Below are 14,386 nucleotides of genomic sequence, written 5' to 3' on the forward strand. Positions count from 1 at the left end.
TTTTGCATTCAGTTCCGGGCGTTGAACGCGTCCGGAGTCTGCAATGTGCCTTGGTGATGATCCGACCTGTGCCGCCTTCGCCGAACATCGGCTGCGCTACCGGCGCGACATGGAGCCGGAGCGGCGTGCCTTCCTGAAGAGCAGCTTCGTCGCCACCGGAGGCGCTGCGGCCCTGGCGGCGGGCGGTCTTTCGCTCGTGAGCCCGGCCCTGGCCCAGAGCAGCGCGCGCCGTCTGAAGCAGACCGCCCATTACCACCTGCCGGCCAATGCCGAGACCATCCACTGGGGCTACTTCTCGAAGACCCTCAAACCCCAGGTCGAGATTGAGTCGGGCGACTTCGTCACCATCGAGACCCTGACCCACCACGCCAACGACGACGCCGAGCGGATGGTGACGGGTGATCCCGGCGCCGAGAGCGTGTTCCTTTGGACCAAGGAGAAGAAGGGCGTCGCGCGCCGCGGCGCCGGACCGGAGGATTCCAAGCTCGGTCCCGGCGGCGGGCTCGGCGTCCATATCTGCACCGGCCCGGTTGCGATCCGCGGCGCGGAGCCCGGCGACGTGCTGGAGGTGCGCATTCTCGATGTTGCCCCGCGCCCCTCGGCCAACCCGAAGTTCAAGGGCCGGACCTTCGGCAGCAACGCGGCGGCGTGGTGGGGCTACCACTACAACGACATGCTGGGGGGCAACAAACGCGAGGTGCTCACGATCTACGAGGTCGATGCCTCGGGCGAGCGCGACTGGGCCAAGGCCGTCTACAGCTTCCCCTGGCCGGGCGTGACCGACCCGGATGGCCGCGAGCACCCGACGATCGACTATCCCGGCCTGCCGGTCGATCACACGAAGACCAAGCGCAGCTTCGACGTCTTGAAGGGCATCCGCGTGCCGATCCGCCCGCATTTCGGCACGATGGGCGTGGCGCCGGCGGAAGCCGACATGGTGAACTCGATTCCGCCGAGCTACACCGGCGGCAACATCGACAACTGGCGCATCGGCAAGGGCGCGACGATGTACTATCCGGTCGCCGTGCCGGGCGCGCTGTTCTCGGTGGGCGATCCCCATGCGAGCCAGGGCGATTCCGAACTCTGCGGCACGGCGATCGAGTGCTCGCTCACCGGCACCTTCCAGTTCGTCCTGCACAAACGGGCCGATCTCGCCGGCACCTCGTTGGAGTCCCTCGACTTCCCGATGATCGAAACCGCCGACGATTGGGTGCTCTCGGGCTTCAGCTACCCGAACTACCTGAAAGATCTTGGGGCCGACGCACAGAACGCGATCTTCCAGAAATCCTCCCTCGACCTCGCCATGCGCGACGCCTTCCGCAAGATGCGCCAGTTCCTGATGCAGGCGAAGGGGCTGACCGAGGACGAGGCGATCTCGCTGATGTCGGTCGCGGTCGATTTCGGCATCACCCAGGTGGTCGACGGCAACTGGGGCGTCCACGCCATCGTCAAGAAGGCGATCTTTTCGGAGCGGACGGTCTGACGGCAGCGCGGGGCCGAGCCTCCCATCCACCGCCCTCATCCTAAGGTGCGCGGATGGAGAAGGGGGGCCTCGTCGCCGGGTTGTGACCTTTCGGAACGGATGTTCCAAGCGGGGCTCAGACCGCCGGCCACCCCTCCCCCTTCGCCAGCGTCCGCGCGGAAAAATGGCCGCCGGGGAACACGGCCGCCACGCCGGGCCGCTTGAGGCGCAGGTCCCAGGCGCGCACTTCCGCGTAGCGCAGATGCAGCACCCGGCCGTCGCCGGAGCGCGAGACGAAGCAGCGCTCGAAGGCGAGGAGTTGCGTCGGCATCGGCGGGTGCGGGCCGGCGGCCGTGTCGATCTCCAGGGCGAGCGAGGCATGCGCCCCCGCCTCGAAGGCGCGGAACGCGTCGAGCAGGGCGTCGTACTCGACGCCGTCGACGCAGAGCTGGAGGCAGAAGCGCGGCGCGAAATCGGCGGCGCGGTCGAGTGGGCTGTCGCGCAGCAGCGTCAGGGCGAAGCGCCCGCTCTCGGCCGCCGGCAGAGTGACGCTGTGATCCTCCGCCACGCCGTCGAGCGCCCGCAGGCGGTCGGGCTCGATCGGCGAGGGCGCCGCCTCGCGCCCCTCCGCCCGGCCATCGGTGCGGAAGTGCAGGAGCGGGTTGATCCCCGCCGCGACCACGTCGGGATAGCGGGCGAGATAGAGGCTGGTGCTGAAGCCGGGGCTCGGGTCGAGGCCCTGCGCGGCGCCGACCTGCCCGTAGTGGCGCAGGGGGTCGAGCCGGGTCCGGCCGCTCTGCCGGCGATAGAAGGCCGTGTCGAAATCCGCGTTCGGGTTCCGGTCCCGGCGGGCGCCGAACCATGCGTAGTGCAGGAACGGGTCGAGGCCGCTGCGCGCCACGCCCGGATTGCGGTCGCGGTAATAGGCGGCATCGAACAGCTTCGGGACGCGGCCGATCACGGCACGGCGCAGGAGCCCGCTGGCAAGGCCGACGAGGCGGGCGACGGGGGATGCGCTCATGCCACCACCTGCGCCTCGCACAGGGCCCGGATCGCGGCCGTGAAGGCCTCGGTGTCGCAATCCTCGGCGATTTTTTCGCTGCCCTTCGCTCGGACGCCCTCCCACAGGACGGCGTCCTCGTGCAGCGCCACCAGGGCTTCGGCGAAGGGTGTCGGATCGCGCCAGTCGCGCACGAGGAAGCCGGCGCCGTCCGCCCAGCCGACCTGATCGGCGAGAATCGGCGTGACGACGCAGGGCAGACCGCGCGCCACCGCCTCGTGGACCTTGTGCGGAATGCCGGCGGCGAAGCGCGTCGGCGCCAGGAACACGCGGGCGGCGTCGAGATAGGGCTCGGTCTGCGGCACGCGGCCGGTGACCTGCACACCCGGCTCACGCGCATAGCGATCCCGGATCTCCGGCGCGATCCCACCGACGATGGTGAGTTGCGCCGCCTTCAACCGCGCACGCACGAGCGGCCAGACGCTCGCAAAAAACCAGTCGAGGGAATCCACGTTGGGCTGCCCCTCGCGGGCGAGCGCGCCGACGAAGACGAGGCCCGCGCGCCCGGCAAAACCCGGCGTCGGCGCCTCGGGCCGGGTTAGGGCGTGGCCGAGCACGGTCGCGTTGCAGGCGCTGTAGCGGGCGAGCACCCGCGCCTCGGCGGGAGAGACGCAGACCACCGCGTCGGCGAGCCCAAACAGGCGCGTCTCGCGCTCGGCTTGCCACGCCAGATCGGCGGCGGTCGCGCTGCCCGCGGTCGCGGCCTCCGTCACGAAGTCGCGCAGCGCGAACAGGGCCTCGGAGTCGAAGATCACCTTTGATCGCACGAAGCCGCGCGGATCGAGTCCGGCGGCGTGGAGCGCCTGCGTGACGAACAGGATGTTGTGCGGCCGGCTGACCCAGAGCACGTCGTAATGGTCGCGCCGCTCGGCGATCAGGCGGGCGAACCCCTCGTCGCCGCTGGCGTAAGAAATCTCGATGCGCTCATCGAGGTCGCGGTAGCGCCGCGCCTCCTCCGCATCCGCCTCGTAGTTCGGGAAGAACGTCACCGCGTAGCCGAGCCCCGCCATGGCGTTGAGAATGGCGTTGGCCCGCGGCAGGCCGGCGCCGAGATCGAGATGCGGCACCCGGTCATCGACATAAAGCACCCGCAGGCGCCAGGGATCGTGGTCGAGGAGGCCACCTCCCCGCGGCTGCGGCCCCTGCGCGAACAGGCTCTGCCGGTGGCGGTCGAGGAAGCGGGCACGGTTGCGGTCGAGCAGCGCCTCCACGTCCTCGCGGCGGGCGCTGGTGGCGTTCTCGTAGTGGATCGCCGTGGCGCGCGGCTGCACGATGACGCGACGCCCAGCCTGATGGCAGCGCAAGCAGAGGTCGGTGTCCTCGAAATAAGCCGGGGCAAAGAGCGGGTCGAAGCCGCCGAGCGCCTCGAACAGGGCCCGCTCGATCATCAGCACCGCGCCAGAGACGTAGCCGACATCGCGGGTCGCGGCGTGTTCGGGGGCGAAGGGGTCGGCGTTGCCGCGGCCGTGCGGGTGGGTGAGCTGCGCGTCGTCGCGAAAGCCCGCACCGGATTCCTGCAGCACGCCGCCGGGGAAGACGAGGCGGGCGCCGACGATGCCGGTGCCCTCGTGATCGCGGAAGGTCGCGACCATCGCCGCCAGCGCGCCGGGCAGAAGGTCGACATCCGGATTGAGGAACAGGATGAAACGGCCCCGCGCCCGCGCCGCGCCGGCATTGCAGGCGGGCCCGAAGCCGGTGTTGGTGGCGTTCTCGATCAGCGTCACCCCGTCGAGATTCGGGTAGAGCGCGCGGGTCTCCGGGGCAGAGGCGTTGTCGACCAGCACGACCTCGAAGGTCACGCCCGCGAGCGCTTGGCTCGCGCAGAGGCGATAGAGAGTGAGCGCCAGGAGGTGGCGGGCATCGCGGGCGACGATGACGATGGAGACGTCCGGATCGGGCTGCGGCGCGAAGGCGAGGCACACGCCGTTGCGCTGGATCGCCTCGACAATCAGCGCGGCCTCGGCGAGCGCGGCGCGGCGGCCTGTGCCGGGATCGACGGTGTCGAGCAGGGGAACGGCGGGGGTTTCGCTCATGGGTTAGGCCGCGCCCTCCGGCAGGATGATCCGGCCGATCCCGTCATCGCTGAGGAACAGGAGGCATCCGCCCGCCGGAGGCGTGGCCGCCGTGCGGAACGACAGGCTTGCGGGAAGCGGTGCCGGCAGACGGCTGGTGAGGTCGGCATAGGTCTCGATCTTGCGCCGGTGGAGGGGCGTGACCCGCTCCAGGCGCCATTCGAAAGCGCCCTCCCCCGCGATCAGGAAGACGGCCGCCGGATGGGTGCCGTTGACGAGCACGCCGGGGAGCAGGGTTTCGATCTCGATTCGATCGCCTGTGCTGCCGACGATGCGGCCCTCCGTTTCCCAATCCGCCTGCATCCGGGCGAAGGCGCGGGCGAGCGCCGCGCGGGTCGCGGGCGGCAGCTTTCGGTCGCGCACCCATTCGGGTGACAAGGCGACGTCCAGCGCGCCGAGATCGGGTGGATTGCCCTCGGCGGACGCCTCGGCACGGGCGAACCAGCGCTGTCGCTGCGGCGCATAGACAGCCGCCGTGCCGTGGCCGGGGCGCCGCTCGGTGGCCACCAGCACGCCGAGATCGGGGTCGGCGGCGGGCCGGGAGCGGGCGGAGGTTTCACAAGTCAGGACGAGACCGCCGCCGCGGACGACAATCGACTCCGCATCCGGGTGAGCCTCCCCTCTCCCCACGCGTGGGGAGAGGGCTCTGCCGACCTCGTCGTCGGCAGAGCGAGCCGGCAGGCGAGGGTGAGGGTGAGGGGGCGTAGACGAACGAGGCTCACTCTGAACCGCCCCCTCACCTCCGCTACCGCTCGTCGCGACGACGACAGGGTCGTCGCGACCCTCTCCCCGCATGCGGGGAGAGGGGGATGCGCGTCCACGTTGGTGCTCTTCCAAGAGATCAATCAACTCTGCCTCCGCCGCCAGCGCGGTCTCGGCGTAGCGCGTGAACAACCTCTCGCTCGCCCGCGTCAGGCGCGCCAGCGCGTCGGCATCGCCTGCAACCGCCAGCACCGCCTCCTTGACCGCCTCTGCATCCCGGCAGCGATGGGCCGGCTCGACCGGCTCGAAACCTTCGAGGCCGATCTCGGTGCCGATCACCGGGCGGCCGAAAGAGAGCGCCTCGCCAACCTTCATCTTCAGCCCGGAGCCCATCAGCATCGGCGCCACGACGAGATCGGCCTGAGCGTAGAAGTCTTCGAGCCGGTCGAGATAGCCGAGCAGCCGCACGCCGGGTCCTTCGACCCCGGGCAGGCTGCGGCAGATCTCGCCGGCGATGACGAGTTCGGGGCGATCCGGGGTCCAGCCGTCGCGCCAGGCCCGGATGAAGCGGCCGATCGAGAACAGGTTCGGATCGTTGCCGTGGCCGAGGAAGCCGATGCGCGCGACCCGCTCCGGCACGGCGAACGGCTTCTGGGCCGGGAAATGCGGCGGCAGCAGCAGGACGCGGCTGTCGGTCTGGTCCGCGAAAGAGGCGGCTTCCGCCGCCTGGATCGCCAGCACGACGTCGGCGCGGGCGAGACCCGCCGCCTCGCCGGCCGCGTCGGTGTAGAAGAAGTTCGGCTCGGCGCGGAACGGGCGGTACTGATTCTGACGGCCGGCGAAGCGGTCATGCGTGTCGATGAGCCGGAGCACGCCCGGCGGCACCCGCTCCAGGGCGCGCGACAGGAAGACGTAGTTCACCAGCACGGCGCCGGTCTCGGGGTAGGTCGAACCGTACCACGCCACGAAGTCGCCGACCTCGTCAGGGCACCATTCGTCGATCCCAAAGGCGCTGGAGCGCGTCTTGAGCGGGATCACGGTTCGCGCCTCGATCAGGAAGACGTTGCGGAACGTCTGCTCCATCGCCGAAAAGTCGGTCGGCGGATGCTGGCCGAAGCGGCGGTAGATCTGATCCTCGTGGGCGTAATAGGCGAGATCGATGGCAAAGCCGCCGCGGGTCAGCGCCTCGCAGGTGGCCGCCAACCGGCGCCGGTTGCCGGCGCTCACGGGCGCGGCCGGCATCGGCGTGAGAACGAGGATCGCGGGCTTGTCCGCGCGGTCGGACGGCATCACGACGCCCATGTCGTCAGTGCCGTGAAGCCGTGGGCGTGGAGCGCGAAGGAGCGCTCAGGCAGGCCCTCGGGCGCCGCGCCCCAGAGGGGTTCGAGCGCGAGGTACTGACGCGGGTGTTTGCCGAAGCGCAATCGTGCCCCGGCCACCCGCGCACAGCCCCAGCCGGCGCGGCCGCGAAACAGCAGGCCGTGCGGGATCGCGGTGCCGCCGAGGGTCCAGCCGTCGTCCTCGTCGGCGAGGTCCGGCGCATCCTCGGCGACCGGCAGCGCGATGACCGCCGCCTCGATGAGGCCGAACAGGCGCCCGAGCGGCGCGAGGCCGGTCGTACCCGCCGAGAGCAGCGCCCGCGCGAGCAGGGTCCGCTCGGCCAGGGGTAGGACATCGTTCGCGGCCCGCTCGGGCCGCACCGAGAGATCATGAAAATGCGTGGCGACGCTCACGCTCTCGGGCAGGGCGGCGCTCTCGGCTTCGAGCGCCAGCAGGCAGATGGGCCCGTCCGGCGCGCCCGCGTCGAGGCCGGAGAAGACCCATGTCACCAGTCGCACGGTCTCGGGCGCCGCGATATGCAGCGGAATCGGCAGCGAGGGCGGCAGGGGAAAGCGCAGCACGCAGGCGCCGGGAGCGGCCTCGATGAGCCGGCCGGGAACGGGCTTCGCCGGCTGTGACAGCGCAACGCCGCTCATGCCGTCGCGCCGTCGGCCGGGGAGACCATCGAGCCTTCCGCCCACGGCCTCATTCCGAGGTTCCGCACGGCCTCGAAGGAACGTCCAGGGATCACGCGGGATCTGAAGCCCCCTTCGATGCCCGCTGTCGCAGGCACCTCAGGATGAGGGAAGCAGGCGGGAATCTCCGCGTGCATCGCCACCGCTTACGCCTGCGCCAGCGCCGAGAGGATCCGCGCCCAGGAGCGCGTGCCCTTGTGGAAGCTCGTCAGTTCGTACTTCTCGTTGGGCGAGTGGATGCGGTCGTCGTCAAGGCCGAAGCCGATCAGCAGGGTGTCGAGGCCGAGGAGACGCTTGAAGTCGCCGACGATCGGGATCGAGCCGCCGGCCCCTACCGCCACCGCCGCGCGGCCCCACTCGGCCGAGAGCGCGGCTTGCGCCGCAGCGAGTTGCGGCATGTCGTAGGGCAGTGCCACCGCCCGCGAGCCCTTGTAGCAGATCACCTCCACCGAGCAGTCGGCGGGGATGCGCTCGCGCACGAAGGCCTCGAAGGTCTTCGAGAGCTGCTCCGGGTCCTGGTCGTCCACGAGGCGGAACGAGACTTTTGCCGAGGCTTGGCTCGCGATGACGGTCTTCGTCCCCTCCCCCGTGTAGCCGCCGATGATGCCGTTGACGTCGCAGGCCGGGCGCGACTGGATCAGCTCGATCGGCAGACGCCCGCGCTCACCCGCCGGCTCCCTGAGGCCGATCGGGCCGAGAAACTTCTCGGGCGTCAGGCCGAGGCCGCGCCACTGCTCCAGCAGCTCGGGCGGGGGCTCGCGCACGCCGTCGTAGAAGCCCGGCAGGGTCACCCGGCCCTCGCTGTCGTGCAGGTCGGCGAGGATCCGCGACAGCACGTGGATCGGGTTCGCCGCCGCGCCGCCGAAGAAGCCGGAATGCAGGTCGCGGTCGGCGCAAGTCACCTTCACTTCGTAATAGGCGAGCCCGCGCAGCGAGGTGGTGATCTGCGGCGTCTCGCGATCCCACATGCCGGTGTCGCAGACGAGCACCACGTCCGCCTTCAGCCGCTCGCGATTGGCCTCGACCCATTCGGGCAACCCCTGAGAGCCGTTCTCCTCGGCGCCCTCGATCAGGATGGTGACACCGACGGGCAGGTCGCCGTTCATCGCGAGATGCGCCCGGCACGCCTCGACGAAGGTCATGACCTGACCCTTGTCGTCGGACGCGCCGCGGGCGACGATGCGCTTGGTGCCGTCCGCCTCCTCGATGCGCGGCTCGAACGGCGAGGTGCGCCACAGGTTCAGCGGATCGACCGGCTGCACGTCGTAATGGCCGTAGAACAGCACGTGCGGCGCCCCCGGCTTCGAGCGGTGCGCCAGCACGACGGGATGCAGCGAGGTCTCCTCGACGCTGGTCTCGAAGCCGAGTGCCGTCAGGTTTCCTTCGAGCCACTGCGCCGCCTCGCGGCAATGGCCGGCATAGGCGGAATCCGTCGAGATCGAGGGGATGCGCAGCCACGCGAACAGCCGCTCCAGGCTGTTGTCCAGATCGCGGTCGATGTCGTTGAGGACGGGGGCGAGTGCATCGGCCATGGCGGCTCCTCGAAGTCGGCGTGCGGGGCAAGCGTTAGCGCATCATCCCGAGAGGTGGCTTCCGGCTTTCGGAAAAAGATGATGCAAAAACAAAAGGCTAAAGCATCGTCCCGGATAGCGGATCCGGGACGATGCTTTAGCCGAGCTTCTCGCCCCGCGGAACCCCGGCCATCCGGGAAGCGCGTCCAAGCCTCGCCGGTCCGTGATCGCGCGGCGGCGCCCCTCCACAGGACGAGCGGAACAGGGCCACCTTGGAATGGTTATCGACACGACCCGGTGCGGGCCCCGAGCCCGCGCCCTTCCAAGACGCGCTCCCCGTCCGGCCCCTCGCGAAGCCTTTCGCCTCGCGTTCCGTCCGTGCGGAGCCCGTGCCTCATCACGGATGTAACCATGCTCATCGACAGCGGTTCGCCCGGCGCCGTCGGGACAATCGGCATCACGCTCACCATCAACGGTGAGCGGCGCGCGCTTCAGGTGGCGCCCTGGACCACGCTGCTCGACCTCCTGCGCGAGCGCCTCGACCTCACCGGCACGAAGAAGGGCTGCGACCACGGCCAGTGCGGCGCCTGCACCGTGCTGGTGAACGGCACCCGCATCAATTCCTGCCTCACGCTCGCGGTGATGAAGGACGGCGCCGAGATCACCACCGTCGAGGGGCTCGCGGGCCTCGCCCATCGCGAGGGCAAGAACAGCCTTCACCCGATCCAGGAGGCGTTCGTCGAGCACGACGCCTTCCAGTGCGGCTACTGCACGCCGGGCCAGCTCTGCTCCTCGGTCGGCCTGATGAACGAGGGCCACGCCAAGACGCGCGACGAGATCCGTGAGGCAATGAGCGGCAACATCTGCCGCTGCGGCGCCTACACCAACATCGTCGATGCGATCGAAGAGGTGATGCACCAGGGAGACGCCCGATGAACCGCTTCGATTACGTTCGCCCCAGCACGGTGGCGGAGGCGGTGCAGGCGCTGGGCAGCGATCCGGCGGCCCGCTTCATCGCCGGCGGCACCAACCTCATCGATCTGATGAAGTACGATGTCGAGCGGCCGGGCAAGCTCATCGACATCACCCGCCTGCCGCTGGCTGAGATCGAGGAGCGCGACGGCGGTCTGCGCATCGGCGCCCTCGTAACCAACGCGACGCTGGCCTACGACGCCCGCATCCGCGAGCGCTACCCGCTGCTTGCCGACGCGATCCTGGCCGGAGCCTCGGCGCAGCTGCGCAACGCGGCCTCGACCGGCGGCAACCTGTTGCAGCGCACCCGCTGCTACTACTTCTACGATACGGCTACGCCCTGCAACAAGCGCGAGCCCGGCACTGGCTGCTCGGCCATCGGCGGGGTCGATCGTATCCACGCGATCCTGGGCACCAGCGAGCACTGCATCGCCACCCACCCGTCCGATATGTGCGTGGCACTCGCCGCCCTGGAGGCGACGGTGCAGGTGAGTGGGCCGCAGGGCGACCGCGCGATCCCGTTCGCCGAGTTCCACCGCCTGCCCGGCGACAATCCCGCCAAGGACACCAACCTCGCGGCCGGCGAGATCATCGTCGCCATCGATCTGCCAACCAAGGGCTTTGCGGGCAAGCACCACACCTACCTGAAGCTGCGCGATCGGCTCTCCTACGCCTTCGCGCTGGTCTCGGTCGCCGCCGCGCTCGAACTCGACGGTGAGACCATCCGCACCGCGCGCCTCGCGCTCGGCGGCGTCGCCCACAAGCCCTGGCGCAACACCGAGGCCGAGGCGCTGCTGCAGGGCAAGCCCGCCACCCGCGAGACCTTCAAGGCCGCGGCGGATCTCATCCTGCGCGAGGCCAAGCCGCAAACGACCAACGGCTTCAAGATCGAGCTGGCGCGCCGCGCCATCGTCCGCGGCCTTGAACAGGCCGCCGCCGGCACGCCCCAGTCCCAGTCCGACAAGCGCATCCAGTAAGGAGCAGCCATGACCGTTCAGATCAGCCCGGCGGCTGGCCGCGACCGTTTCGTCGGCAGCGCCGTCAGCCGCGTCGATGGCCCGGCCAAGGTCACTGGCCTTGCCAAATATGCCGGCGAGTTCGCCGCGCCCGACCTCGCCTACGGCGTGGTCGTGTCGAGCGCCATCGCCAAGGGCAGCATCCGCAGCATCGACGCCTCCGCGGCCGAAGCGGTGCCCGGCGTCATCAAGGTGATCACCCACGAGAACCGCCCGGCCACCTCCGACAAACCGGAGGATTATCAGGACGCGGTGGCGCCCCCCGGCGCGCCGTTCCAGGCGCTGGCAACGAACCGCATTGTGTTCTCCGGCCAGCCGGTGGCCCTCGTCGTCGCCGAGGATTTCGAGACGGCGCGCTACGCCGCCTCGCTGGTGCGGGTCGATTACGGGGTCGTGGCCCCGCGCACCGACCTCGAAGCGCAGGCGCCCGAAGCCTACGATCCGCCGATGAAGCGCTCCGGCATCAAGCCGCCTCCGGAGCCGTGGGGCGATGCTTCGACGGCGTTCGATGCGGCCGAGATCCGTGTCAACGGCCAGTACCGGATGGCCGACGAGCACCACAACCCGATGGAGCCACACGCTTCCACCGTCGTCGTGGAAAAGGACGGCACTTACACGGTCTACGACAAGATCCAGGGCGTCTCGAACACCCACGACTACATTGCGGGCGCCTTTGGCCTGAAGCCGGAGCAGGTGCGGGTGTTGAACCCCTATCTCGGCGGCGGCTTCGGCTCGGGCCTTCGGCCGCAATACCAGCTCTTCCTGGCGATGCTGGCGGCCAAGGATCTCGGCCGCTCGGTGCGGGTCACGCTGACCCGCGACCAGATGTGGTCCTTCACCTACCGTTCGGAGGCGCTCCAGACCGTCTCGCTCGGCGCCGACCGCTCGGGCAAACTCACCGCGCTCAAGCACGACGCGGTGCAGGGCACCTCGGCCTACGAGGATTATCAGGAGGTCGTCGTCAACTGGTCGGGCGTGCTCTACGATTGCGACAACGTCGCGCTCACCTACAGCATCGCCAAGCTCGACACCCCGACGCCCGGTGACATGCGCGCGCCGGGCGCCGTGACCGGCGTCTACGCCATCGAGACCGCGATGGACGAGCTGGCCTACGCCATCGGCCAGGACCCGATCGCGCTTCGCCTGAAGAACTACACCGAGAGTGATCCGACGGAGGAGAAGCCATTCGGCTCGAAGGCGCTGAAGGACTGCTTCCGCCAGGGCGCCGAGCGCTTCGGCTGGAATCGGCGCACCCCGGAGCCGCGCTCCATGCGTGAGGGCCGGGAACTGGTCGGCTGGGGCATGGCCACCGGCATCTGGGAATCGATGATGATGCAGTCGAGCGCGCATGCCGTGCTCACCGCCGACGGCCGGCTCGAGGTCGGCAACCAGACGGGCGACATCGGCACCGGCACCTACACGATCCTGACCCAGATCGCCGCCGACACGCTGGGGCTGCCCCTCGACCACGTCACGACCAAGCTCGGCGACACCAAGCTCGCGATGGCCCCCGTGGCGGGCGGCTCGTGGACGGCGGCCTCCTCCGGCACCGCCGTGATGAAGGCCTGCCGCGACATCGCCGAGCAGGCGTTCAAGCTGGCCCGCGGCATGGACAACTCACCGCTCGCCAACGCCGATTTCGAGCGCGTGGTGTTCACGAACGGCCGCATCGAGGTGGCGGGCGATCCCTCCAAGAGCGTGGCGCTCACCGACGTGCTGAAGGCGACCGGAACGCAGAAGCTGGAGGCAACCGGCGAGGCCGCCCCGGACAAGGACTTCGCGAAAGAATACGAGGCCTACACCCACTCGGCGATCTTCGTGGAAGTGAAGATCGACGAGGAACTGGGCCAAGTGCGTTGCACCCGCGTGGTCTCGGCCATTGCGGCGGGCAAGATCCTCAACCCGAAGACGGCGCGCAGCCAGATCCTCGGCGGCGTCGTCATGGGCATCGGCTCGGCCCTTCACGAGGAATCGATGCTCGACCACCGCATCGGTCGGTTCATGAACCACAATCTGGGCGAGTACCACGTGCCGGTGCATGCCGACATCCACGACATCGACGTGATCTTCGTCGACGAGGAGGACAAGGCGAACCCGCTCGGCGTGAAGGGCCTCGGCGAGATCGGCATCGTCGGCGTGGCCGCCGCGATCGCGAACGCGGTCTACCACGCCACCGGCAAGCGCATTCGCCACCTGCCGATCACGCCCGATAAGATTTTGGGCGAGGACTAAAACCGCTAGCAGGTAACCAGAAAGAACCTCGCCGGCTCGGCCGGCGAGGTTCTTTTTGCGAAATCGCTGCCGGCACATCCCACCAGATCCGCCAGTCGTATAAATTACAATACTTACAGAGCAAATTAATAAATAATATCTACAGACTATAATACTGATATTTTGTCGATGCCAACAAGCAACACTCATCGACAATCGAGTTGTAAAGGTATTTTATCATATATCTCAGGCTTGTATCCGCAGATATTGGCATGTAATTATTTTTGAGTTCATTTTGGAATCGGATAGATATGCGACGGATTTGTACGGGTATCTGCACAATCATTTCAACAATTATTCTTTCCGCCTGCACGACAATTGCCCCGACTGAACCCGCACCAGGACGTCTGTCGGGAGATACACACGCGCATTCCGGGGTTCCTGCGAAGACAAATGGAGGTGCGCCAGACCTTCCGAGCAACTACAGGAACAAAGCAGCGATTTACATCGTCAGCGAATACATCCAAGACGCAAGTGGACCTCCCGAGATCAGCGAGCCAGTGTCGGACGCCGGGCCGTTCGGCGGTTCGACACGAGCCATCATCCGCTTTCCTGTGAGTGCTCAGACAGCTTCTAAGAAAAATATCGTCGCATTCATAGGAGCTGCCGGTCCATACTATCGTTGCGCATCCATATCCGCTTATTCCGGAATTTCTTCACTTGGCAAGACAGAATTGACCGTAAGATCCTCCAATGTTGATACACTAGAATGCGGCCGATCTCTAAAATTTTCCCGATATAGCGAACTGGAAAATCTGGCAGCGCAATGCCGAATCCCAGGTGCGCCCTGTCGCGGAGAAACGGTCGTTACTTACACACTCAAAGAAAGAAAGAGCCAGTAAACGCATTCCGCCCAACCATTGCGCTCCATTCGGCATGGAACTAGCACCGCCCGTATCCCGCTCATCCTTGCCGAGCCCCAAGCCGTGAACAGCCTCCTCGTCTTTCTCGGTGCTGGCCTCGGCGGCGTGATGCGCCACGGGATCAACTTCTGGGCCGTGCGGCTCGGGTCGAGCTTCCCGTGGGGCACGCTCGGCATCAACGTCGTCGGCTCGGTGCTGATGGGGGTCGTTACCGGCTGGTTCGCCCTGCGCGGCGGGCCGCCCCAGGCGCGGCTGTTCGTGGCTACCGGAATCCTCGGCGGCTTTACCACCTTCTCGACCTTTTCCCTCGAAGCCCTCACCCTGATAGAGCGCGGCGATTGGGTCGCGGCCCTTGCCTATGTGCTCGTCTCGGTGCTGGCGGGCATTGGCGGGCTGGCTCTGGCGCTGATCGTGATGCGGCAGGTGCTTTAGTGCTTCTCAC

At 68.2% G+C, this 14,386-nt stretch carries 10 protein-coding genes; 5 read left to right on the forward strand and 5 right to left on the reverse strand.

Translation table 11 applies throughout. The annotated features are described in order from the left end of the window. The first annotated feature begins 43 nt into the window (after window positions 1-43). Complete coding sequence (locus MKK50_RS05710; RefSeq protein ID WP_499021017.1) at window positions 44-1,483, forward strand: acetamidase/formamidase family protein; 1,440 nt, start codon at window positions 44-46, stop codon at window positions 1,481-1,483. 115 nt (window positions 1,484-1,598) lie between these two features. On the opposite strand, the gene MKK50_RS05715 is transcribed toward MKK50_RS05710, so the two are convergent. The 5 genes from MKK50_RS05715 to MKK50_RS05735 all read right to left on the reverse strand — a co-directional run bounded on the left by MKK50_RS05715 (window position 1,599) and on the right by MKK50_RS05735 (window position 8,843). Next, the gene (locus tag MKK50_RS05715) at window positions 1,599-2,483 is read right to left on the reverse strand and encodes a hypothetical protein (RefSeq protein ID WP_499021018.1); all 885 of its coding nucleotides are present in this window, start codon (window positions 2,481-2,483) and stop codon (window positions 1,599-1,601) included. Further along, the gene (locus MKK50_RS05720; RefSeq protein WP_499021020.1) at window positions 2,480-4,555 is read right to left on the reverse strand and encodes a glycosyltransferase; all 2,076 of its coding nucleotides are present in this window, start codon (window positions 4,553-4,555) and stop codon (window positions 2,480-2,482) included. Before MKK50_RS05720 ends, MKK50_RS05715 begins: the two co-directional genes overlap by 4 nt. A gap of 3 nt (window positions 4,556-4,558) precedes the next feature. Then, complete coding sequence (locus MKK50_RS05725) at window positions 4,559-6,586, reverse strand: glycosyltransferase family 4 protein (RefSeq protein ID WP_499021022.1); 2,028 nt, start codon at window positions 6,584-6,586, stop codon at window positions 4,559-4,561. Beyond that, entirely contained in the window at window positions 6,586-7,272 is a 687-nt protein-coding gene (locus MKK50_RS05730; RefSeq protein ID WP_499021024.1) for a hypothetical protein, read from the reverse strand. Before MKK50_RS05730 ends, MKK50_RS05725 begins: the two co-directional genes overlap by 1 nt. Window positions 7,273-7,457: 185 nt before the next feature. After that, complete coding sequence (locus MKK50_RS05735) at window positions 7,458-8,843, reverse strand: dipeptidase (protein ID WP_499021025.1); 1,386 nt, start codon at window positions 8,841-8,843, stop codon at window positions 7,458-7,460. 390 nt (window positions 8,844-9,233) lie between these two features. On the opposite strand from MKK50_RS05735, the gene MKK50_RS05740 reads away from it, so the two are divergent. The 4 genes from MKK50_RS05740 to crcB all read left to right on the forward strand — a co-directional run bounded on the left by MKK50_RS05740 (window position 9,234) and on the right by crcB (window position 14,376). Next, window positions 9,234-9,758 carry a (2Fe-2S)-binding protein gene (locus MKK50_RS05740; protein WP_003599579.1) on the forward strand — a complete coding sequence of 175 codons (525 nt, stop codon included), beginning with the start codon at window positions 9,234-9,236 and terminating at the stop codon, window positions 9,756-9,758. Next, window positions 9,755-10,771: an FAD binding domain-containing protein gene (locus MKK50_RS05745; RefSeq protein ID WP_499021026.1), complete on the forward strand. Its 1,017-nt coding sequence runs from the start codon at window positions 9,755-9,757 to the stop codon at window positions 10,769-10,771. The genes MKK50_RS05740 and MKK50_RS05745 overlap by 4 nt, the downstream gene beginning before the upstream one ends. Window positions 10,772-10,780: 9 nt before the next feature. Beyond that, window positions 10,781-13,042, forward strand: coding sequence for a xanthine dehydrogenase family protein molybdopterin-binding subunit (locus MKK50_RS05750; RefSeq protein ID WP_499021027.1), 2,262 nt, complete (start codon window positions 10,781-10,783; stop codon window positions 13,040-13,042). 965 nt (window positions 13,043-14,007) lie between these two features. Further along, complete coding sequence (gene crcB / locus MKK50_RS05755; protein WP_499021029.1) at window positions 14,008-14,376, forward strand: fluoride efflux transporter CrcB; 369 nt, start codon at window positions 14,008-14,010, stop codon at window positions 14,374-14,376. The last annotated feature ends 10 nt before the right edge of the window (window positions 14,377-14,386 follow it).

This window comes from Methylobacterium sp. J-043, from assembly GCF_022829505.1.
GTDB classification, from domain to species: domain Bacteria; phylum Pseudomonadota; class Alphaproteobacteria; order Rhizobiales; family Beijerinckiaceae; genus Methylobacterium; species Methylobacterium extorquens_A.